Source organism: Escherichia sp. KTE52, assembly GCF_000408325.1.
GTDB lineage: Bacteria > Pseudomonadota > Gammaproteobacteria > Enterobacterales > Enterobacteriaceae > Escherichia > Escherichia marmotae.
Genome location: NZ_KE138680.1, coordinates 1324560 through 1347095, shown reverse-complemented (window position 1 = coordinate 1347095; position 22536 = coordinate 1324560). Strand labels below are relative to the sequence as shown.

The following is a 22536-nucleotide window of genomic DNA, read 5'->3' as shown; positions in this document are numbered from 1 at the left end:
CTCCCATGTCTGAAATGACCCCACGCGAAATCGTCAGCGAACTGGATAAGCACATCATCGGCCAGGATAACGCTAAGCGTTCTGTGGCGATTGCACTGCGTAACCGCTGGCGTCGCATGCAGCTCAACGAAGAGCTGCGCCATGAAGTGACCCCAAAAAACATCCTGATGATCGGCCCGACCGGCGTCGGTAAAACTGAAATCGCCCGTCGTCTGGCGAAGCTGGCGAATGCGCCGTTCATCAAAGTTGAAGCCACCAAATTCACCGAAGTGGGCTATGTCGGTAAGGAAGTGGATTCTATTATTCGCGATCTGACCGATGCCGCCGTGAAAATGGTACGCGTCCAGGCTATCGAGAAAAACCGTTATCGCGCTGAAGAACTGGCAGAAGAGCGCATTCTCGACGTGCTAATCCCACCGGCCAAAAACAACTGGGGGCAGACCGAACAGCAGCAGGAACCGTCTGCAGCACGTCAGGCATTCCGCAAAAAACTGCGTGAAGGCCAGCTCGATGACAAAGAAATCGAGATCGATCTTGCCGCAGCACCGATGGGTGTTGAAATTATGGCACCTCCGGGAATGGAAGAGATGACCAGCCAGTTGCAGTCTATGTTCCAGAACCTGGGTGGTCAGAAGCAAAAAGCGCGTAAGCTGAAAATCAAAGACGCCATGAAGCTGCTGATTGAAGAAGAAGCGGCGAAACTGGTGAACCCGGAAGAGCTGAAGCAAGACGCTATCGATGCCGTTGAACAACACGGGATCGTGTTTATCGACGAAATCGACAAAATCTGTAAGCGCGGCGAATCTTCCGGTCCGGATGTTTCTCGTGAAGGCGTTCAGCGCGACCTGCTACCACTGGTAGAAGGTTGCACCGTTTCCACTAAACACGGGATGGTCAAAACTGACCACATTCTGTTTATCGCTTCTGGTGCGTTCCAGATTGCTAAACCGTCTGACCTGATCCCGGAACTGCAAGGTCGTCTGCCGATCCGCGTTGAGCTGCAGGCACTGACCACCAGCGACTTCGAGCGTATTCTGACCGAACCGAATGCCTCTATCACCGTGCAGTACAAAGCACTGATGGCGACTGAAGGCGTAAACATTGAGTTCACCGACTCCGGTATTAAGCGCATCGCGGAAGCCGCATGGCAGGTGAACGAATCTACCGAAAACATCGGTGCACGTCGTTTACATACCGTTCTGGAGCGTTTGATGGAGGAGATCTCCTACGACGCCAGCGATTTAAGCGGTCAAACTATCATCATTGACGCAGATTATGTGAGCAAACATCTGGATGCGTTGGTGGCAGATGAAGATCTGAGCCGTTTTATCCTATAATCGCGTTCAATCATTTTCATCATTGTTTGATGGGGCTGAAAGGCCCCATTTTTATTGGCGCGTATTATGACTGAACAACAAATTAGCCGAACTCAGGCGTGGCTGGAAAGTTTACGACCTAAAACCCTCCCCCTCGCCTTTGCTGCAATTATCGTCGGGACGGCGCTGGCATGGTGGCAAGGTCACTTCGATCCGCTGGTCGCTCTGCTGGCACTGATTACCGCCGGGCTGTTACAGATCCTCTCTAACCTCGCCAATGATTACGGTGATGCCGTTAAAGGCAGCGACAAACCTGACCGTATCGGACCACTACGCGGGATGCAAAAAGGGGTCATTACCCAGCAAGAGATGAAACGGGCGCTCATTATTACCGTCGTGCTCATCTGTCTCTCCGGGCTGGCACTGGTTGCAGTGGCGTGCCATACGCTGGCCGATTTTGTCGGTTTCCTGATTCTTGGCGGGTTGTCGATCATTGCCGCTATCACCTACACCGTGGGCAATCGTCCTTATGGTTATATTGGCCTTGGCGATATTTCCGTACTGGTGTTCTTTGGTTGGTTAAGCGTGATGGGGAGCTGGTATTTACAGGCGCATACCCTGATTCCGGCGTTGATCCTTCCGGCTACAGCATGTGGCCTGCTGGCTACTGCGGTACTGAACATTAATAATCTGCGTGATATCAATAGCGACCGCGAGAATGGCAAGAACACGCTGGCTGTACGCTTAGGTGAAGTGAACGCACGCCGTTACCATGCCTGTCTGCTGATGGGGTCACTGGTGTGCCTGGCACTGTTTAATCTCTTTTCGCTGCACAGCCCGTGGGGTTGGCTGTTCCTGCTGGCGGCACCGTTGTTAGTGAAACAAACCCGTTATGTGATGCGTGAAATGGACCCGGTGGCGATGCGTCCGATGCTGGAACGCACTGTTAAAGGGGCATTACTGACTAACCTGCTGTTTGTTTTGGGGATATTCCTAAGCCAGTGGGCAGCATAACTGACAAATATCAATTAACAATTGATGATTTTGCCAACAACCCACATAGCGCGATATACTGAAAATTCTCGCAGCAACTGAATGTTAAGCCTATGAAATACGATACTTCCGAGCTTTGTGACATCTATCAAGAAGATGTCAACGTCGTGGAACCGCTGTTCTCCAACTTTGGTGGACGGGCGTCGTTTGGCGGACAAATCATCACGGTAAAATGTTTCGAGGACAACGGGTTGCTGTACGATCTGCTCGAACAGAATGGCCGTGGTCGTGTTCTTGTCGTCGATGGCGGTGGTTCTGTTCGTCGCGCACTGGTCGATGCTGAACTGGCGCGTCTGGCGGTACAAAATGAATGGGAAGGCCTGGTCATTTATGGTGCAGTGCGCCAGGTAGATGATCTGGAAGAGCTGGATATCGGCATCCAGGCGATGGCGGCAATTCCGGTTGGTGCCGCTGGCGAAGGCATTGGCGAAAGCGATGTCCGCGTCAATTTTGGCGGTGTTACCTTCTTCTCCGGCGACCATCTTTATGCCGACAATACCGGGATTATTCTTTCAGAAGATCCGCTGGATATTGAATAAGTATCTGCCATGCGTTAAAAGGGGAATTAAATTCCCCTTTTTTATACATGGACGCATTCATGCAGAATATTATTCTTTTATTTATATATTTATTACTTATAGCCGTTAACCATTTCCGCTACAAATTTCTTTTATCTGGCAACGCGGGTGAAATGATTTTATATTTTGCTAACGTATTTTTTAACCCACTTGCCTTATCATTTATTATCGCCACAATCATCTGTATAACGATAAAAAAAAGAAGCAGCCGCAGCTTTATTCGCGGCACTTGTTGGTTAATGGGATTATTTCTTATCTATAGCAGCTATACGGTGTGGGAACGACACAGCATATGGGATTATACTTTCCCGGAGCCAGGTATCACCGTCACGGTTCCGAGCAAACAGTGGGTTGCCAATATAGTAAAACAAGGACCAACCCTGGTGACCCGGGATGCCCATGCTATTTTAGCTATTGTTGCCTTCTCACAAAATGAACTCGGTGTGCATTCAATCGAGGAACTTACCGCGACTCAAAACGGAACTGCAAAAATGCATGTTTGTGATGTTCAGGGATTTGCCTGCGCTTATCAGGAAGGAGTGCAAACAATGAGTGATGGCAAAGTAAGACATGCTATTTTCATGACCCTACTGGATAACACTAATTTGATACAACTGGTCGCAGCTATCGACCCAGATTATTTGGACGAATATCAAGAAGAAGTAATGAAAATGATGCTTTCTGCTCGTCAATGATCTGATGTGCATGTTAATAATAATGGATTGATATGAGATACGTTATCTTATTAATACTATGGATAATAACTGTTTTTCTTAGTCATCTTCAGCACAGTAACTTGCTTACTGGAGATCCTGGGATGGTTGGCGAGTATATCGGTTCAGTACTTCTTGGGCCGTTATTACTTCCCGTGCTTGTGTCAGGTATTCTGTGCACATTCACTAAAAAAACGCGTAACTTCGCCAGTTTTACTCGCGGGTGCTGTTGGGTATTGGGAGTCCTGCTTTTATCCAACGTCGGCAATACGTTTCGTCTGTTCACCCCGTGGCACTATACGTTTGAGAAGGCAGCTATTTCCGTGACTGTCCCAAACCGACACTGGAATACGGTTTCTATTAGTACTGATAAAACCATTGATATAAGAAGTGAAGATAATAGCGTCTTTATTTCTGCTTTCCGCCTGCCCGCAGGACGTAGCGCCGATGACTCGCTGGAAGAGTTAAAGAAGATGCAGCGAGACAATCTCAAGGATCAATACAATGAAGAAACCTTCCAGTTTCATGATTGTAATGCCAAACATTTCACCTGTAAGTATCAGGATGTGTTGATAAATTTTGATGGTCAGCAGAAAAGAACCATCAGTGTTTATCTTGAAGACACCCCCAGGGCTGTGGGGATCATTGCATTAATGGAGCCAGATACGGCAGATAAATATCGCCAACAGGCGATGGAGATTATGTTGTCTGCTAAAAATACAGTGAAGTAAAAAATAAGGCGCCTTGCGGCGCCTCTGCGTGGAAGAGATTAAACCTCTTCCATACGACCCAGCAGGGCCTGCAGACGTTCCTGCCAGCCGTTCTGCTGTTCTTTCAGATGGTTGTTCTCACGCTCCAGCTCTTCGCGCTGATGCTGGGCATTTTGAACTTCCTGCGACAGTGAGTTGTTTTTTTCTTTCAGCTCTTCGATTTCCATCTGCAACAGAGTGATGGTATCAATCGCCTGCTGTACTTTTGCTTCCAGTTTCTCAAACACTTCTAATGACATTGTCATACCTCTCCTGAATTGCAAGGCGTTGATGGATAAAAATCCTCGTCCCGATTATCGGTGACGCCTTAATAAATACGAGCGCACTTTAGTTAGCTCCGATTGTATGAAGCCGCGCCATCGCTGTCCAGCGGCACGCCTTGCAGATTACGGTTTGCCACACTTTTCATCCTTCTCCTGGTGACATAATCCACACCAATCGAAAATGTTAATAAATTTGTTGCGCGAATGATCTAACAAACATGCATCATGTACAATCAGATGGAATAAATGGCGCGATAACGCTCATTTTATGACGAAGCACACACATTTTAAGTTCGATATTTCTCGTTTTTGCTCGTTAACGATAAGTTTACAGCATGCCTACAAGCATCGTGGAGGTCCGTGACTTTCACGCATACAACAAACATTAACTCTTCAGGATCCGATTATGAGTCAAACATCAACCTTGAAAGGCCAGTGCATTGCTGAATTCCTCGGTACCGGGTTGTTGATTTTTTTCGGTGTGGGTTGCGTTGCAGCACTAAAAGTCGCTGGTGCGTCTTTTGGTCAGTGGGAAATCAGTGTCATTTGGGGACTGGGGGTGGCGATGGCTATCTACCTGACCGCAGGGGTTTCCGGCGCGCATCTTAATCCCGCTGTCACCATTGCGTTGTGGCTGTTTGCCTGTTTCGACAAGCGCAAAGTTATTCCTTTTATCGTTTCACAAGTTGCCGGTGCTTTCTGCGCTGCGGCATTAGTTTACGGGCTTTACTACAATTTATTTTTCGACTTCGAGCAGACCCATCACATTGTTCGCGGCAGCATCGAAAGTGTTGATCTGGCGGGTACTTTCTCTACTTATCCTAATCCTCATATCAATTTTGTGCAGGCCTTCGCAGTTGAGATGGTGATTACCGCTATTCTGATGGGGCTGATCCTGGCGTTAACGGACGATGGCAACGGTGTACCACGTGGGCCGTTGGCACCGTTGTTGATTGGTCTACTGATTGCGGTTATTGGCGCATCTATGGGTCCATTGACGGGCTTTGCCATGAACCCAGCGCGTGACATCGGTCCGAAAGCCTTTGCCTGGCTGGCTGGCTGGGGCAATGTCGCCTTTACCGGCGGCAGAGACATTCCTTACTTCCTGGTGCCGCTTTTTGGCCCTATCGTCGGTGCGATTGTAGGTGCATTTGCCTACCGCAAACTGATTGGCCGCCATTTGCCTTGCGATATCTGTGTTGTGGAAGAAAAGGAGATCACAACTCCTTCAGAACAAAAAGCTTCACTGTAATGTGACTACGGGACAATTAAACATGACTGAAAAAAAATATATCGTTGCACTCGACCAGGGCACAACCAGCTCCCGCGCAGTCGTGATGGATCACGATGCCAATATCATTAGCGTCTCACAGCGCGAATTTGAGCAAATCTACCCAAAACCAGGCTGGGTAGAACACGACCCAATGGAAATCTGGGCCACCCAAAGCTCCACGCTGGTGGAAGTGCTGGCGAAAGCCGATATCAGTTCCGATCAAATTGCAGCTATTGGTATTACTAACCAGCGTGAAACCACTATCGTCTGGGAAAAAGAAACCGGCAAACCGATCTATAACGCCATCGTCTGGCAGTGCCGTCGTACCGCCGAGATCTGCGAGCATCTCAAGCGCGATGGCATGGAAGAGTACATTCGTAATAACACCGGTCTGGTCATTGACCCATACTTCTCCGGCACCAAAGTGAAGTGGATCCTTGACCATGTGGAAGGCTCTCGCGAGCGTGCACGTCGTGGCGAGTTGCTGTTCGGTACGGTTGATACCTGGCTTATCTGGAAAATGACTCAGGGCCGCGTTCACGTGACCGATTACACCAACGCATCCCGTACCATGTTATTCAACATCCATACTCTGGACTGGGACGACAAAATGCTCGACGCGCTGGATATCCCGCGCGAGATGCTGCCAGAAGTGCGTCGCTCTTCTGAAGTGTACGGCCAGACCAACATTGGCGGCAAAGGCGGCACTCGTATTCCGATCGCTGGGATCGCGGGTGATCAGCAGGCGGCGCTATTCGGTCAGTTGTGCGTGAAAGAAGGGATGGCGAAGAATACCTACGGCACCGGCTGCTTTATGCTGATGAACACCGGCGATAAAGCGGTGAAATCAGAAAACGGCCTGCTGACCACCATCGCCTGTGGCCCAGGCGGGGAAGTGAACTATGCGCTGGAAGGTGCGGTGTTTATGGCGGGGGCATCCATTCAGTGGCTGCGTGATGAAATGAAGTTGATTAGCGACGCCGACGATTCCGAATATTTTGCGACCAAAGTACAAAACACCAACGGTGTATATGTCGTTCCGGCCTTTACCGGCTTGGGCGCACCGTACTGGGATCCGTATGCACGCGGGGCGATTTTCGGTTTGACTCGTGGCGTGAACGCTAATCACATTATCCGCGCGACACTGGAATCCATTGCCTATCAGACGCGCGATGTGCTGGAAGCAATGCAGGCTGACTCCGGTATTCGCCTGCACGCCCTGCGCGTGGACGGCGGCGCGGTGGCGAATAACTTCCTGATGCAGTTCCAGTCGGACATTCTTGGCACTCGCGTTGAGCGTCCGGAAGTTCGCGAAGTTACCGCCTTAGGTGCGGCGTATCTCGCCGGTCTGGCGGTTGGCTTCTGGCAAAATCTCGACGAACTGCAAGAGAAAGCGGTGATTGAACGCGAGTTCCGTCCAGGCATCGAAACTACCGAGCGTAATTACCGTTACGCAGGCTGGAAAAAAGCGGTTAAACGTGCGATGGCGTGGGAAGAACACGAGGAGTAATGTCAGGCATCTGACCGATTGCCTGATGCTGATTGCCTGATGCGACGCTGACGCGTCTTATCAGGCCTACGAACCGATGCCATTTTGTGTAGGCCGGATAAGGCGTTCACGCCGCATCCGGCATGTCGCAGACTATGGCTCCGTGCGGGGGCAATCCCCGCACACATCAATAATCCGCCCCCTCCCCTGTGCTACACTTCGCGCCATTCCTTACTGCTTAGAGTTTGCTATGAGACGAGAACTTGCCATCGAATTTTCCCGCGTCACTGAATCTGCGGCGCTGGCTGGCTACAAATGGTTAGGACGCGGCGATAAAAATACCGCTGACGGTGCGGCAGTAAATGCCATGCGTATCATGCTCAACCAGGTCAACATTGACGGCACCATCGTCATTGGTGAAGGTGAAATCGACGAAGCGCCGATGCTCTACATTGGTGAAAAAGTCGGTACTGGTCGCGGTGATGCGGTGGATATTGCTGTGGATCCGATTGAAGGTACGCGAATGACAGCGATGGGCCAGGCTAACGCGCTGGCAGTGCTGGCTGTAGGCGATAAAGGCTGCTTCCTCAATGCACCGGATATGTATATGGAGAAGTTGATCGTCGGACCTGGTGCCAAAGGCGTCATCGACCTGAATCTGCCGCTGGCGGATAACCTGCGCAATGTTGCAACGGCACTCGGCAAACCGTTAAGCGAACTGACGGTAACGATTCTGGCGAAACCACGCCACGACGCGGTTATCGCAGAAATGCAACAACTCGGCGTGCGCGTGTTTGCTATTCCGGATGGCGACGTCGCCGCCTCCATTCTTACCTGTATGCCGGATAGCGAAGTTGATGTGCTGTACGGCATTGGCGGTGCGCCAGAAGGTGTGGTTTCTGCGGCGGTGATCCGTGCATTAGATGGCGATATGAACGGCCGTCTGCTGGCACGCCATGATGTCAAAGGTGATAACCTGGAAAATCGCCGCATTGGCGAACAGGAACTGGCACGCTGCAAAGCAATGGGTATTGAAGCCGGTAAAGTGCTGCGTCTGGGCGATATGGCGCGTAGCGATAACGTCATCTTCTCTGCCACCGGCATCACCAAAGGCGATCTGCTGGAAGGGATTAGCCGCAAAGGCAATATTGCCACCACTGAAACGCTGCTGATCCGTGGTAAGTCACGTACCATTCGTCGCATTCAGTCGATTCATTATCTGGATCGTAAAGACCCGGAAATGCAGGTGCATATTCTCTGATCGATTTGATCGATTGAGCCTTCCAGTCCTTCGGGACTGGAATTTTTTTGTTCGGAGAACGAAGATAAGGCAAGTCAATCAAAACAGGAGAGAAACATGGCTGATTGGGTAACAGGCAAAGTCACTAAAGTGCAGAACTGGACCGACGCCCTGTTTAGTCTCACCGTTCACGCTCCCGTGCTTCCGTTTACCGCCGGGCAATTCACCAAACTTGGCCTTGAAATTGATGGCGAACGCGTTCAGCGTGCCTACTCCTATGTGAACTCGCCCGACAATCCCGATCTGGAGTTTTATCTGGTCACCGTCCCCGATGGCAAATTAAGCCCGCGACTGGCGGCGCTAAAACCGGGTGACGAAGTGCAGGTCGTTAGCGAGGCGGCAGGGTTCTTTGTGCTGGATGAAGTGCCGGATTGCGAAACACTTTGGATGCTGGCGACCGGTACGGCGATTGGCCCCTATTTATCGATTCTACAATTGGGCAAAGATTTAGATCGCTTCAAAAATCTGGTACTGGTTCACGCCGCACGTTATGCCGCCGACTTAAGTTATTTGCCTCTTATGCAGGAACTGGAAAAACGCTACGAGGGAAAACTGCGCATTCAGACGGTGGTCAGCCGGGAAACGGTAGCGGGTTCACTTACCGGCCGGATACCGGCGTTGATTGAAAGTGGTGAACTGGAAAATGCGGTTGGCCTGCCAATGAACAAAGAGACCAGCCATGTGATGCTGTGTGGCAATCCGCAGATGGTGCGTGATACGCAGCAACTGCTGAAAGAGACCCGGCAGATGACGAAACATTTACGTCGTCGACCGGGCCACATGACAGCGGAGCATTACTGGTAAGCGGTTACTTATCGATAAACGGCACGATGAGTAGATCCGCATTCAACTTATTGATCATTCCGCGATATGCTGGCATCAAACGGTTGATAAACGAGTGGTGATGACCACAGACAAGGAGGTCGCACTGCTCTTTTTGCATAATTTCCAGCAGTGTTTCTGGCATTTCTCCGCGCTCAATGCACAGTTTCGTCTTCGGCCACTGAATATTTTTCGTCAGTTTATACAGTTTGTTATCCGACTTATCTTTCAACAGTTGAAGAATATCTTCTGTTGCCGGAAAGTAGATACCCGGATACAACTCGCTTAAGCCATCATCGATATGAATTAACGTCAGGTGGGCATCGTTATGTCTGGCGAGATCCAGGGCTTTGTTCACCAGTAAGGCATCTTCTTCATTCCCGGAAATTGCCACGCCAATGTGTTTATAAGCCATGTTTAACTCCATTAACCAAGTGAACGCAGTGATAACTCAAAAATAATCATCTCGGCCTGGCATGAGAAGGTGAAGGCCGCATCAAGCTCAACCTGCCCCTCCAGATCTTTAATCTTATAAGCCACGCTGGCCCCTTCATCCGCAGAGGATGCGGCAGCAGCAAGCTCTTTCAGTTTAGCCATAAAGGACTCTGCTTCTTCGCGGGTGGCAAAAAAGCGCGAAAGTTTGCTGGTACAGTTATCGTTATCAATAACCGTACCGATATCAATCGCACATCCTTTAGTACTGCATTTATCTACGACATCTTTCATAGGGCACCTCTGTATATTCGCCTCTCTGTCGATTGCCACTTAAGAATAATGCGCCGTTAAGAGAAGAACAAACAAGTAATGATCTTATGGATTACCATTTTTTTTGATATTGCTTAAGATGAGGAAATGAAGAAGATTTTCCGGGCATCGTCATTTGCAACGTGGAAATAACGAACCCGGATAAAAATAGCAATAAGAGATATATTAAGGACTAATGGCTTGATTTATTCTCGGACTTATACTTTACGTCCTGGGTGTCTTTTCCGTATTTATTTGCGCTTTGCGTGCCGACAAATGCGCCAAGATCAATAAGCATCATCACCAGAATCAACGTCGGAATAAAACGCCCTACCGCCCATTGCCAGACGCCCGGTAAAATCGCCCAGTTACCCGCCAGAAGCATCCACGCTACAATCATCAAAAATGCCCATGCGCCAGAACGGCCGCGATCGTGCAGCCGTTTCACCGTCACTGCCGCTGTCGGCCATAACAGGCACACAAGGCAAAACGCGGCGGTCTGGATATCGAGTAATTTTTTACCTGCCAGTGAGAAAAGCACCAGCATCCCAACGATCCAGAGGCCAATCCAAATCCAGAAATCACGGCGTCCAATACGCCCTTTAAACGAGAATAACCATTGCTGTATGGTCATGTAAGTTCCTTGATGGTTGTCTTTTCCAGGATTCTACCCTTTTGACAAGGACGACAGATATCGTTTTAATCGAACCCAGTCATAACAAAAGGTACTGCCGATGAAGTCAGGGTGTTCACTGTTTTTTCTCTTATCTGTTGTGTTATCCGTTAGTGCAACGGTGCACGCACAATCGCCTGGCACGGCAACGACAGCGCCCTACCTGCTGGCTGGTGCCCCCACTTTCGATCTCTCCATCAGCCAGTTTCGAGAAGACTTTAACAGCCAGAATCCCAATCTGCCACTGAACGAATTTCGCGCCATCGACAGCAGCCCCGACAAAGCCAACCTGACTCGCGCCGCCAGTAAAATTAACGAGAACTTGTATGCCTCTACGGCGCTGGAGCGCGGCACTTTAAAAATCAAAAGTATTCAAATTACCTGGCTACCAATCCAGGGACCAGAGCAAAAAGCCGCTAAAGCAAAAGCCCAGGAATACATGGCGGCAATGATCCGCACGCTTACCCCGCTGATGACCAAAACACAGAGCCAAAAAAAGCTGCAATCACTCCTTACTGCGGGGAAAAACAAACGTTATTACACCGAGACAGAAGGCGCATTGCGCTATGTTGTCGCGGACAACGGCGAAAAAGGGCTAACCTTCGCTGTTGAACCGATTAAGCTGGCGCTATCTGAATCGCTTGAAGGGTTGAATAAATGACAAAAAGCAAAGCCTTTGTGCCGATGAATCTCTATACTGTTTCACAGACCTGCTGCCCTGCGGGGCGGCCATCTTCCTTTATTCGCTTATAAGCGTGGAGAATTAAAATGCGACATCCTTTAGTGATGGGTAACTGGAAACTGAACGGCAGCCGCCACATGGTTCACGAGCTGGTTTCTAACCTGCGTAAAGAGCTGGCAGGTGTTGCTGGCTGTGCGGTTGCAATCGCACCACCGGAAATGTACATCGATATGGCGAAGCGTGAAGCTGAAGGCAGCCACATCATGCTGGGCGCGCAGAACGTGGATCTGAACCTGTCCGGCGCATTCACCGGTGAAACCTCTGCCGCTATGCTGAAAGACATCGGCGCACAGTACATCATCATCGGTCACTCTGAACGTCGTACTTACCACAAAGAGTCTGACGAACTGATCGCGAAAAAATTCGCTGTGCTGAAAGAGCAGGGTCTGACTCCGGTTCTGTGCATCGGTGAAACCGAAGCTGAAAACGAAGCGGGCAAAACTGAAGAAGTGTGCGCACGTCAGATCGACGCAGTGCTGAAAACTCAGGGTGCTGCTGCATTCGAAGGTGCAGTAATCGCTTACGAACCCGTATGGGCAATCGGTACTGGCAAATCTGCAACTCCAGCGCAGGCTCAGGCTGTTCACAAATTCATCCGTGATCACATCGCTAAAGTTGACGCTAACATCGCTGAACAAGTGATCATCCAGTACGGCGGTTCTGTAAACGCCTCTAACGCCGCCGAACTGTTCGCTCAGCCGGACATCGACGGCGCACTGGTTGGCGGTGCTTCTCTGAAAGCCGACGCCTTCGCAGTGATCGTTAAAGCTGCAGAAGCCGCTAAACAGGCTTAAGTCTGACAGGTGCCGGATATCACATCCGGCACTTAACTCGCCTTAACGCAAAATCTCACACTGATGATCCTGAATTTCCTCGGCTGAAGCACGATTCAGCGTCAGGAGATTTCGTTGCGTCGCCAGCAATACAAACGAGTTATCACTCTGTCGTACCATCGCCAGCCCGTAACTTCCCATATGTTCCCGTGCCCCAGGCACTTCTTCCGCTAACATCATAAACGGACTACGTTGTACTAATTCGCTTTCAGTTACCCGACGCGCCAGGTATTCATGCCCCTGTAATCCGCCCGGCAGCGGCAACCAACGACTACTGATGTTCGCCAGATTGTTATCCAGTTGTTCGCGTACATCTGGACGAATACAAGAAATATGAATATGAAAATGATTTTGCGTGCGCCCGGTGCGGGAGTTAATCGCCAGAGATACCGCACGATCGGGAATCTGCTGACCGTATTTTTGGCTCATAAAATCACGCGCCTGCCAGGCCAACCAAAAGAAGTTAGGCGTTGAAGGATCGGTCAACAAAGGGCTTTCAGTACCGTTAATACGATACGTTGGCATCAACAGATATTGCAGTGGGCCGTTAATGTCTTTTAAAACCACATACCCGGCATTAGGTTTTACCTCCACACATGGCGAAGGGTTTTGGTTTTGCTGCTGATTGGGCAAACATTGCTCAAGGACAATCTTACGTAATACCTCCGAATCACCGGTAAATTTCCAGTAGCCGAAACCCGCAGCAACGGCGATAACTATCATCACCAAAATGAAAATAACCGTTTTTTTCATCGTTTTTTCCCTGTACCTCAAAGAGATGCAAGGGTAACGCAAAATCGTGACAAATAAAAAACCCGGTCGCAAGATGCCTCCGGGCCTGGTTACCTTCAACAAAATTAACGTTTGCTGATTTGGTCGAACGTACCACCGTTAGAAAAATGCTCTTTTTGCGCCTTCGTCCAGCCGCCAAACTCTTCATCGATGGTAAACAATTTCAGCTTCGGAAAAGCGTTTTCATATTTTTTCGCTATCTCCGGATCGCGCGGACGGTAATAGTTTTTGGCTGCAATCTCCTGACCTTCTGGGGTATAGAGATATTTCAGGTAGGCTTCTGCGATCTCTTTGGTGCCTTTTTTCTCCGCCACTTTATCGACAACCGACACCGTCGGTTCCGCGAGAATAGACTCGCTCGGCGTGACGATTTCGAATTTATCTTTCCCCAATTCATTCGTTGCCAGCAGTGCTTCGTTTTCCCAGGCTATCAGCACATCACCAATACCACGTTCGACGAAAGTATTAGTAGAGCCACGCGCGCCGGAATCCAGAACTTCAACGTTTTTATACAACGACCGCACGAAATCCTGTGCTTTCGCTTGATCGTTATTATTGTGATGCAGCGCGTATCCCCACGCTGCCAGGTAGTTCCAGCGTGCGCCACCAGAGCTTTTCGGGTTAGGCGTGATCACTGAAATATCGGGCTTAACCAGGTCGTTCCAGTCATGGATTTGCTTCGGATTACCCTTGCGCACCAGGAAGACAATGGTGGAGGTGTACGGCGCGGAGTTATCCGGCAGACGTTTGATCCAGTTTTTATCAATTCGACCACGTTCAGCAATCGCATCCACGTCGTAAGCCAGCGCCAGCGTCACTACATCAGCATCTATGCCGTTAATCACCGACGTTGCCTGTTTACCTGAACCGCCGTGCGACTGACGAATCACTACGTTATCGCCCGTTTGCTGCTTCCAGTGGGCACTGAACGCTTTGTTGTATTGTTCGTACAACTCGCGCGTAGGATCATACGAAACGTTAAGAAGCTGAATATCCTTTGCCATAACGCTGGTCGCCGCCAGCAAAAATGTAAACCCTACGCCCCACTTGTTCATCGCCCGGTTCTCTTATGTTGTGTTGTGATAAGCAAAGCGTGCCAGAACGTGAATCAAACATTAAAGAATAAAAAAAGATTGGATATAACCTGAGGGTATATATGGAGGAGTAAAAAAGGCGGAATGAATCCGCCTCAAATTGCTGACAATGTACGCTTGTTCATGCCGGATGCGGCGTAACCGCCTTATCCGGCCTACAAAAATTTGCAAATTCAATAAATTGCAGAATTCATACAGGCCTGATAAACGAAGCGCATCAGGCATTTTTGCTTTTGTCATCGGTTTCAGGCAAAAGAAATCTGCCTTTTCCCGATATCATTAATACAGTTTTTTCGCGCAGTCCAGCCAATCACCTTTGAACGGACGCTTCATGTTTTCGATAGCGTCGATGATGTCATGGTGAACCAGTTGTTCGTTCTGAATACCTACGCAACGACCACCGTAGCCTGCCAGCAGCAGATCAATCGCATATGCGCCCATACGGGAAGCCAGAATACGGTCATAAGGCACCGGAGAACCACCACGCTGGATGTGGCCCAGCACGGTTGCACGAGTTTCACGACCGGTTTCTTTCTCGATGAAATGCGCCAGTTCATCGACATCGCACATGTGTTCAGTGATCGCCACAATCGCGTGTTTCTTACCTTTCGCAATACCCGCTTTGATTTCGTTTACCAGATCTTCACGGCTGAATTCGACTTCCGGTACAACAACAAATTCACAACCACCGGCGATTGCTGCAGCCAGAGTCAGGTCGCCACAGTAACGACCCATTACTTCCACCACTGAAATACGCTGGTGAGAAGAAGATGTATCACGCAGACGGTCGATCGCTTCTACAACAGTGCTCAGTGCAGTGAAGAAACCGATGGTGTAGTCAGTACCTTTGATATCGTTGTCGATGGTGCCCGGCAGACCAATGCATGGGAAACCCATTTCGGTCAGACGCATTGCCCCCATGTAGGAACCGTCACCGCCGATAACAACCAGCGCATCGATGCCACGTTTTTTCAGGTTTTCGATAGCCACCGCGCGGATGTTTTCGTCGCGGAATTCAGGGAAGCGCGCAGAACCGAGGAATGTACCACCACGGTTGATCATGTCAGACACACTGTAACGGTCAAGCTGAACCATACGGTCTTCATACAGGCCAAGATAGCCGTCATAAATCCCCATGACTTCCAGACCTTCCGACAGCGCCGCACGTACGACACCACGGATTGCTGCGTTCATGCCAGGCGCATCACCGCCACTTGTCAACACACCGATTTTCTTAATCATGACTACCTCTGAACTTTGGAATGCAAAATGAAATCTGTTGCCGGAAGTCGATTCTGCATATCGAACACCAAACGAATATGCAGATAGTATAACAACCACTGCCTGCTGAATTGATTCAGGTCAGGCCAAATGGCGGTAATTTATACACAAAATGCGGGTCTGGCTCTCTTTTCGCAAGCATTATGATAGCTCAAACCGTTTACCTTCCCTGGGCACGACGGAACAAGGGTCCTGATGAATAATGACATCCGAGCCTGGAAAACGCCGTAAAATAGCCTGCTCTACCTGATCAGCCACCATATGCGCCTGAACCAGAGGCAGAGAGTCTTCCATTTCCAAATGAATCTGAATAAAGCGAGTCGGCCCTGACTGCCGCGTGCGAAGATCGTGAGCGCCGCTTACTCCCGGCCAGGAAGTCACGATATCAATAATTTCCTGCCGCTCCTCATCGGGTAACGCGCGATCCAGCAATGACTGTACCGCCTCATACCCCATGCGTAACGCACTATATAAAATATAGATGCCAATACCCAAAGCAAACAGGGCATCTGCGCTATGCCAGCCGTACCAGGATAATGCAAGTGCCAGCAAAATCGCGCCGTTCATCATAACATCAGACTGATAATGGAGCATATCTGCACGCACCGCCTGACTTTGTGTACGGCGAACCACCCAACGCTGAAACGAGACAAGAACGATGGTGCAAACTAACGCGACAATTGTGACGATAATACCGACACCAGGATCATTCATTGGCGTCGGTGAAATCAGATGTTGGATCCCGGTTAAAAACAAAAACAACGCCGAACCAGAGATAAACATACTTTGCGCCAACGCAGCCAGGGATTCTGCTTTACCATGACCAAAAGTATGTTCGTCATCCGCCGGTTGCAACGAATAACGCACCACCAATAAATTGGTCAGTGACGCACCAATATCCACCAACGAGTCGACAAGCGCGGCGAGAATACTCACCGAACCGGTATACCACCATGCAAAAATTTTAATCAGCAATAGCAGCGAAGCCATCGCCGTCGCAGCAATCGCCGCCCGGCTGACCAGCCGTCCATAAGATTGATTCATAAATACTCCCGCTATCAACTGACGGTAGTATAACGGAAGCAAATCATCTGCAATGCATTAAGCAACAGGCAAATTGAGGATAAAAAAAACCCCCACATCATGTGGGGGAAGACAGGGATGGTGTCTATGGCAAGGAAAACAGGGTTTACTACTGGGAACGTGAGTTGCTACTACTCAATAGCTTCAACGATGAACTTTTTTGCCATTGCGTCACGTCGCGCAACTGCTCCATTCGCTGTTGATGTTTCTCGTTTAAAACCGCTTGCTGCTCCGGCGTTAACAGGTGATACATTTGGTTGCGGACTTTAGCCATCTCAACCTGGCGAGCGATCTGCTCTTTCGCCATTTTTTCTGCCTGAGCGCGCACAGCGTTTTCATCAAAATTTTCTGCGGTGACAAGGCGATGCATTGTCTCCACTTCGCTAACATTAACAGGAGGCTGTTCGTGCCGGGCCTGTTGCATAAGATCTCGCATCTGCTGACGCTGATGTTCGGTTAAACTTATGCCGTCGAACATATGGCTCTGCGTACTGCGCTGCGCAAGTTCTTCGCCCGGATGCCAGTTATCGCCTGAACCGACTTCAGCAGCGTGGCTTAGTGAACTGACTGCCAGCGTTGAGGCCATGACGGCAACGGTAACTATGCGCATCATTTGCTCCCAAAATCTTTCTGTCGCGATTCAACGATAGAGAGTTTACGATTCAGGCTGCAAACATGCGTCAGGGGGTGTAAAACAACGTAAAGTCATGGATTAGCGACGTCTGATGACGTAATTTCTGCCTCGGAGGTAATTAAAGAATGAATAAAATCTTGTTAGTTGATGATGACCGAGAGCTAACGTCCCTGTTAAAGGAACTGCTCGAGATGGAAGGTTTCGACGTGATTGTTGCCCATGATGGAGAACAGGCGCTTGATCTTCTGGACGACAGCATTGATTTACTTTTGCTTGATGTGATGATGCCGAAGAAAAATGGTATCGATACATTGAAGGCACTTCGCCAGACACACCAGACGCCTGTCATTATGTTAACAGCGCGCGGCAGTGAACTTGATCGCGTTCTTGGCCTTGAGCTGGGCGCGGATGACTATCTCCCGAAACCGTTTAATGATCGTGAGTTGGTTGCACGTATTCGCGCGATCCTGCGCCGTTCGCACTGGAGCGAGCAACAGCAAAATAGCGACAACGGTTCACCGACGCTGGAAGTAGATGCGTTAGTGCTGAATCCAGGTCGTCAGGAAGCCAGCTTCGACGGACAAACGCTGGAGTTAACCGGTACTGAATTTACCCTGCTCTATTTGCTGGCGCAGCATCTGGGCCAGGTAGTTTCTCGCGAGCATTTAAGCCAGGAAGTGCTGGGCAAACGCCTGACGCCTTTCGACCGTGCTATCGATATGCACATCTCCAACCTACGCCGTAAGCTGCCGGATCGCAAAGACGGGCATCCGTGGTTTAAAACGTTGCGTGGTCGCGGCTATCTGATGGTTTCTGCTTCATGATAGGCAGTTTAACCGCGCGCATCTTCGCCATCTTCTGGCTGACGCTGGCGCTGGTGTTGATGCTGGTTTTGATGTTACCCAAGCTCGATTCACGCCAGATGACCGAGCTTCTGGATAGCGAACAGCGTCAGGGGCTGATGATTGAGCAGCATGTCGAAGCGGAACTGGCGAACGATCCCCCCAACGATTTAATGTGGTGGCGTCGCCTGTTCCGTGCCATTGATAAATGGGCACCACCAGGTCAGCGTTTATTACTGGTAACCACCGAAGGCCGCGTGATCGGTGCTGAACGCAGCGAAATGCAGATCATTCGCAACTTTATTGGTCAGGCGGATAACGCCGATCACCCGCAGAAGAAAAAGTATGGTCGCGTGGAACTGGTCGGGCCGTTCTCTGTGCGCGACGGTGAAGATAATTACCAGCTCTATCTGATTCGCCCGGCCAGCAGTTCTCAATCCGATTTCATCAACTTACTGTTTGACCGCCCGCTATTACTGTTAATTGTCACCATGTTGGTCAGTACGCCGTTGCTGTTGTGGTTGGCCTGGAGTCTGGCAAAACCGGCGCGCAAGCTGAAAAACGCTGCCGATGAAGTCGCTCAGGGGAACTTACGTCAGCACCCGGAACTGGAAGCGGGGCCACAAGAATTTCTTGCCGCAGGTGCCAGTTTTAACCAGATGGTGACTGCGCTGGAACGCATGATGACCTCCCAGCAGCGCCTGCTTTCTGATATCTCTCACGAGCTGCGCACGCCGCTGACGCGTCTGCAACTGGGTACGGCGTTACTACGCCGTCGTAGTGGCGAAAGTAAGGAACTGGAGCGCATTGAAACCGAAGCACAACGTCTGGACAGCATGATCAACGACCTGTTGGTGATGTCACGTAATCAGCAGAAAAACGCGCTGGTAAGCGAGACCATCAAAGCCAACCAGTTGTGGAGCGAAGTGCTGGATAACGCAGCGTTCGAAGCGGAGCAGATGGGCAAGTCGTTTACCGTTAACTTCCCGCCAGGGCCGTGGCCGCTGTACGGCAACCCAAATGCCCTGGAAAGTGCGCTGGAAAACATTGTCCGTAATGCCCTGCGTTATTCCCATACGAAGATTGAAGTGGGCTTCGCGGTAGATAAAGACGGTATCACCATTACGGTGGATGACGATGGTCCTGGCGTTAGCCCGGAAGATCGCGAACAGATTTTCCGTCCGTTTTATCGCACCGATGAAGCGCGCGATCGTGAATCTGGCGGTACGGGTCTGGGGCTGGCGATTGTCGAAACCGCCATCCAGCAGCACCGTGGTTGGGTGAAAGCTGAAGACAGTCCGCTGGGCGGTTTACGGCTGGTAATTTGGCTGCCGCTGTATAAGCGGAGCTAAACACCGCGCAGGCAGCTTTTATAAGCCGGATAAGGCGTTTACGCCGCATCCGGCATTTGAGCGGATGCCTGATGCGACGCTGGTTGCGTCTTATCAGGCCTACTCTCCGCTTTTTATTTTCCCCACAAACGCCGCGAAAAATCTTCAATCTTGCCGCTAAGTCGGCGCTTCTGCATCGTCCGCGTCCAGCTTTTCGACAGCCCGGCAGCGGAGAGTAAACGGTGATACTGCTCATCATCAAACGGCATATGCCACGCAATGGCTATTGCCTCCTGCACGGTGACATCACTGACGCGGGAAACCAACTCCAGCGGCGCATCTGCAGATATCAACCCCGGCGCAATCACGCTATATAACCAGCCAGTTTTTCCGGCATTTTGCATCAACTGCGCCATATCGCTGATGTCAAAATGATAATTGAGTTTAAAGCACGGTGACCGCGGTTGGGTAACCTGAATCAAAGCCTCGCCCCAGCGGAAAATATCGCCAATATAAACATTGCTTTCCGTCAGACCGTCGGTTGAGAGGTTTTCACCAAACGCAGGCGCAACAAACAAATCCGCCTGTTCCGGAAATTCCCGCGCCCAATAAAGATAATGTTCACGAGGATAGTGACACAGCGCCCTGTCTGGTCCGCCATGAATTTTCTTCTCTGCCTGCTCGTCACCTTCCAGCCCCAGCTCTGTCAACATCAACTCGCCATCGACCTGGATTTTCGCAATCGCACTTGGACGGCTTTCCGGATATTCCCGAACCTTGCCTGCGTATACATCAACTGGATATCGCATCTGTTCCCTCTCCACCGAGAAATTTCCCCATTAGACCATATTTATTTTACGTCAGGCGCGCAAAATGAGAGCACGGTTCACATGATGACGCCTTAGAAATGTTATCAATGAGATGAATTTGAAACGCCATTTCATTATAAGGAGTATTCAACGTGACCGAGCAAACACAGTTTTCTGGCGTCTGGTGTCCTTCCATTACGCCAATGGATAAAGACGGTAATGTGGATCTTAACGGGCTGAAGCGACATCTGCAGCGATTAACGGAAGCCAACATTGATGTGATATTGCTGATGGGCAGCATTGGTGAATTTGCCTCTTTCACCCTCGAAGAGAGACTCATGCTTATCCGCGAGGCGCGTACCATGAGCACATTAAAAATGGTCGCTAACGTTTCTTCCACCTGCACTCACGATGTACTGGTGATGGCACAAGAAGCGTATCGCACAGGCTATGATGCAGTGATGATCCTGCCGCCTTACTACTACGGCCAGACGGCGAAGCAATTATTAAGCTATTTCCGCAATCTGGGTCGCGAGTTACGGGGAAAATGGTTCGCATATAACTTCCCGGCGCGGACCGGTTGTGATTTAACCCCAGACCTGGTCGCCACGCTGGCGAGTGAATTTCCTCACTTTGCCGGGATTAAAGACACTGTCGATTGCCAGTCACACACCCGCAGCATGATTCAGGCAACACAGTCTGTTCGTTCTGATTTTGCTGTACTTTCGGGCTATGACGAGTATTACATTCCTAATCTGCTAGCCGGTGGCGCGGGGATAATATCCGGCCTGAACAACGTTATGCCGGAACTGTTTGTCGAAGCCCGTGAAGCCTTCAAACGCGGCGACCTGGCGGCTTTACAAGAGATTCAGCAACAGATTGGCACTTATATGTCCATCTACGCCATTGGTGAGGATTTTGTCACTACTATCAAGACGGTGGTATCGCGTAAGTTTGGTTATTGCACTGGAGTATCACGCAATGCGGGTGGCGAGTTAAGCGAAAGTGAATGTCGAACAATTGACGAGGTCTTTGTCAGATAACGCAAGAAGCCGGATGACGACAAACCATCCGGCCCCTTGATTTAAATGGATGGGGGATTATTTCACCGCACCTAATATTTCGATCTTCGCCACTCTGGCTTTAACTTTACGCGACCAGACAGAAGTCAAAATCGGCACCAGAATCGAAGTCACAATCACCGACGTTGCCACCAGTGAGGTTGCTGCTGGAGCCATAGGTTTAAAGGCCGGGATCATTTCTGCAATCAGTACCGGCGTAGCCACCGCAGCACCGGCAGAACTGGAAGCCGCAATTCCGGCAGTACCATCGCCACCACCAATCAACTTATCAGCAATAATCAATGGAATACCGGTCACGACAATCACCGCCACACCCAGCAAGATCCCCAGCAAACCAGTCTGAGCAATCACGGTTAAATCAATGGTATTGCCCAATGCAAAGGCAAAGAACGGGATCAGCGTCTGGACTGCTTTGCTGAAAAATTCTCGCAACTCAGGGTCAAGATTCCCTAACGCAAAGCCTACGAGGAACGGTAATACCGCACCGACAAAAACATGCGGTTCGAACGAGGCAATTCCGGCGGTTCCCAGAATAATCATCGTCATGAGCGGCCCGGACTCCAGCGACATCAACACAAACGCTCCGGCCTCTTCTTTGGTGCCATACTGTTGCATGATCGAAGCGTAAAGCCCGCCGTTGGTCATATCCATTGCCGCCACCAGCGCCAGCGTTGAAAGTCCGGCAAAGAATCCGACTTCAACGCCATGTTCGGGAATAATGCGCGAGGCAATTGCCGCAACCACCCATGCAACAGCAATTTTGGTTACCACCAACGTGCCGGATTTACGCAACACCGTTCCCGTCGCGCTTAATTTGATCGACGCCCCCATGCAGAAAAACCACACCGCCAGAATCGGCACCGTGCCGGTAATCATCCCGTTAGTGAATGAGCCAAAGTATTTTCCCGCCCCTGGCGAGAAGGTGTGACACAGTGCGCCAAGGAACAACGGGATGAGCATCATCCCCCCTGGGATTTTCTCTATCGTGCGTTTTATCTGCATTTTCATCACCTATCGGC

The 22536-nt window shown here is 50.2% G+C and carries 25 protein-coding genes; 14 read left to right on the top strand and 11 right to left on the bottom strand.

Annotated elements, in window-relative coordinates; genetic code table 11:
- The first annotated feature begins 5 nt into the window (after window positions 1-5).
- From hslU to A1SC_RS24780, 5 genes are all read left to right on the top strand, one after another.
- Complete coding sequence (hslU, locus tag A1SC_RS05275) at window positions 6-1337, top strand: HslU--HslV peptidase ATPase subunit (protein WP_001293343.1); 1332 nt, start codon at window positions 6-8, stop codon at window positions 1335-1337.
- Window positions 1338-1403: 66 nt separating this feature from the next.
- A complete protein-coding gene (gene menA, locus A1SC_RS05280) occupies window positions 1404-2330 on the top strand; it encodes a 1,4-dihydroxy-2-naphthoate polyprenyltransferase (RefSeq protein ID WP_016262743.1) in 927 nt (308 codons plus the stop codon).
- A gap of 92 nt (window positions 2331-2422) precedes the next feature.
- Entirely contained in the window at window positions 2423-2908 is a 486-nt protein-coding gene (rraA, locus tag A1SC_RS05285) for a ribonuclease E activity regulator RraA (protein WP_000872908.1), read from the top strand.
- Between the two features lie 59 nt (window positions 2909-2967).
- Window positions 2968-3642, top strand: a complete 675-nt coding sequence (locus A1SC_RS05290; protein WP_016262742.1) for a hypothetical protein — start codon at window positions 2968-2970, stop codon at window positions 3640-3642.
- Between the two features lie 122 nt (window positions 3643-3764).
- Window positions 3765-4391, top strand: a complete 627-nt coding sequence (locus A1SC_RS24780) for a hypothetical protein (RefSeq protein WP_000232687.1) — start codon at window positions 3765-3767, stop codon at window positions 4389-4391.
- A 38-nt stretch (window positions 4392-4429) separates the two neighbouring features.
- Here the strand turns inward: A1SC_RS24780 and zapB are convergent, their stop codons facing one another.
- Entirely contained in the window at window positions 4430-4675 is a 246-nt protein-coding gene (gene zapB, locus A1SC_RS05295) for a septal ring assembly protein ZapB (protein ID WP_001296623.1), read from the bottom strand.
- Between the two features lie 424 nt (window positions 4676-5099).
- Here zapB and glpF point away from each other — a divergent pair, with 424 nt between their 5' ends.
- The 4 genes from glpF (at window position 5100) to fpr (ending at window position 9559) form a co-directional block, all read left to right on the top strand.
- On the top strand, window positions 5100-5945 hold the full coding sequence (glpF, locus tag A1SC_RS05300; protein ID WP_016262741.1) for a glycerol uptake facilitator protein GlpF: 846 nt from the start codon (window positions 5100-5102) through the stop codon (window positions 5943-5945).
- Between the two features lie 22 nt (window positions 5946-5967).
- Window positions 5968-7476 (top strand): glycerol kinase GlpK, encoded by a 1509-nt coding sequence (gene glpK, locus A1SC_RS05305; protein ID WP_001517514.1) that lies wholly within the window; start codon window positions 5968-5970, stop codon window positions 7474-7476.
- Window positions 7477-7705: 229 nt separating this feature from the next.
- The gene (gene glpX, locus A1SC_RS05310) at window positions 7706-8716 is read left to right on the top strand and encodes a class II fructose-bisphosphatase (protein WP_001250656.1); all 1011 of its coding nucleotides are present in this window, start codon (window positions 7706-7708) and stop codon (window positions 8714-8716) included.
- A 96-nt stretch (window positions 8717-8812) separates the two neighbouring features.
- Window positions 8813-9559 carry a ferredoxin--NADP(+) reductase gene (gene fpr / locus A1SC_RS05315; protein WP_000796325.1) on the top strand — a complete coding sequence of 249 codons (747 nt, stop codon included), beginning with the start codon at window positions 8813-8815 and terminating at the stop codon, window positions 9557-9559.
- A gap of 4 nt (window positions 9560-9563) precedes the next feature.
- Here the strand turns inward: fpr and uspD are convergent, their stop codons facing one another.
- The 3 genes from uspD to A1SC_RS05330 all read right to left on the bottom strand — a co-directional run bounded on the left by uspD (window position 9564) and on the right by A1SC_RS05330 (window position 10955).
- Complete coding sequence (uspD, locus tag A1SC_RS05320; protein WP_016249374.1) at window positions 9564-9992, bottom strand: universal stress protein UspD; 429 nt, start codon at window positions 9990-9992, stop codon at window positions 9564-9566.
- An 11-nt stretch (window positions 9993-10003) separates the two neighbouring features.
- A complete protein-coding gene (locus A1SC_RS05325) occupies window positions 10004-10303 on the bottom strand; it encodes a DUF406 domain-containing protein (RefSeq protein ID WP_016262740.1) in 300 nt (99 codons plus the stop codon).
- Window positions 10304-10514: 211 nt separating this feature from the next.
- Window positions 10515-10955: a DUF805 domain-containing protein gene (locus A1SC_RS05330; RefSeq protein WP_000155271.1), complete on the bottom strand. Its 441-nt coding sequence runs from the start codon at window positions 10953-10955 to the stop codon at window positions 10515-10517.
- Between the two features lie 100 nt (window positions 10956-11055).
- Here A1SC_RS05330 and A1SC_RS05335 point away from each other — a divergent pair, with 100 nt between their 5' ends.
- Complete coding sequence (locus tag A1SC_RS05335; protein ID WP_000834907.1) at window positions 11056-11655, top strand: YiiQ family protein; 600 nt, start codon at window positions 11056-11058, stop codon at window positions 11653-11655.
- Between the two features lie 107 nt (window positions 11656-11762).
- Window positions 11763-12530 (top strand): triose-phosphate isomerase, encoded by a 768-nt coding sequence (tpiA, locus tag A1SC_RS05340; protein ID WP_001216325.1) that lies wholly within the window; start codon window positions 11763-11765, stop codon window positions 12528-12530.
- Window positions 12531-12572: 42 nt separating this feature from the next.
- On the opposite strand, the gene cdh is transcribed toward tpiA, so the two are convergent.
- The 5 genes from cdh to cpxP form a co-directional block, all read right to left on the bottom strand.
- The gene (gene cdh, locus A1SC_RS05345; RefSeq protein ID WP_010376556.1) at window positions 12573-13322 is read right to left on the bottom strand and encodes a CDP-diacylglycerol diphosphatase; all 750 of its coding nucleotides are present in this window, start codon (window positions 13320-13322) and stop codon (window positions 12573-12575) included.
- Window positions 13323-13426: 104 nt separating this feature from the next.
- Window positions 13427-14416, bottom strand: coding sequence for a sulfate/thiosulfate ABC transporter substrate-binding protein Sbp (gene sbp / locus A1SC_RS05350; RefSeq protein ID WP_016262739.1), 990 nt, complete (start codon window positions 14414-14416; stop codon window positions 13427-13429).
- A gap of 318 nt (window positions 14417-14734) precedes the next feature.
- Complete coding sequence (gene pfkA / locus A1SC_RS05355) at window positions 14735-15697, bottom strand: 6-phosphofructokinase (RefSeq protein ID WP_001517511.1); 963 nt, start codon at window positions 15695-15697, stop codon at window positions 14735-14737.
- Between the two features lie 180 nt (window positions 15698-15877).
- Complete coding sequence (gene fieF, locus A1SC_RS05360) at window positions 15878-16780, bottom strand: CDF family cation-efflux transporter FieF (protein WP_001076732.1); 903 nt, start codon at window positions 16778-16780, stop codon at window positions 15878-15880.
- A 148-nt stretch (window positions 16781-16928) separates the two neighbouring features.
- A complete protein-coding gene (cpxP, locus tag A1SC_RS05365; protein WP_001517491.1) occupies window positions 16929-17429 on the bottom strand; it encodes a cell-envelope stress modulator CpxP in 501 nt (166 codons plus the stop codon).
- Window positions 17430-17578: 149 nt separating this feature from the next.
- Here cpxP and cpxR point away from each other — a divergent pair, with 149 nt between their 5' ends.
- Entirely contained in the window at window positions 17579-18277 is a 699-nt protein-coding gene (gene cpxR / locus A1SC_RS05370; RefSeq protein ID WP_001033718.1) for an envelope stress response regulator transcription factor CpxR, read from the top strand.
- A complete protein-coding gene (cpxA, locus tag A1SC_RS05375) occupies window positions 18274-19647 on the top strand; it encodes an envelope stress sensor histidine kinase CpxA (protein WP_000580416.1) in 1374 nt (457 codons plus the stop codon). Before cpxR ends, cpxA begins: the two co-directional genes overlap by 4 nt.
- 113 nt (window positions 19648-19760) lie before the next feature.
- Here the strand turns inward: cpxA and yiiM are convergent, their stop codons facing one another.
- A complete protein-coding gene (gene yiiM, locus A1SC_RS05380) occupies window positions 19761-20435 on the bottom strand; it encodes a 6-hydroxyaminopurine reductase (RefSeq protein ID WP_001270231.1) in 675 nt (224 codons plus the stop codon).
- A 152-nt stretch (window positions 20436-20587) separates the two neighbouring features.
- Between yiiM and A1SC_RS05385 the strand changes: the two genes are divergently transcribed.
- Window positions 20588-21478 carry a dihydrodipicolinate synthase family protein gene (locus tag A1SC_RS05385; RefSeq protein ID WP_016262738.1) on the top strand — a complete coding sequence of 297 codons (891 nt, stop codon included), beginning with the start codon at window positions 20588-20590 and terminating at the stop codon, window positions 21476-21478.
- 57 nt (window positions 21479-21535) lie between these two features.
- Here A1SC_RS05385 and kdgT read toward each other — a convergent pair whose 3' ends face one another.
- Complete coding sequence (gene kdgT / locus A1SC_RS05390; RefSeq protein ID WP_010376485.1) at window positions 21536-22519, bottom strand: 2-keto-3-deoxygluconate transporter; 984 nt, start codon at window positions 22517-22519, stop codon at window positions 21536-21538.
- Between the last annotated feature and the right edge of the window lie 17 nt (window positions 22520-22536).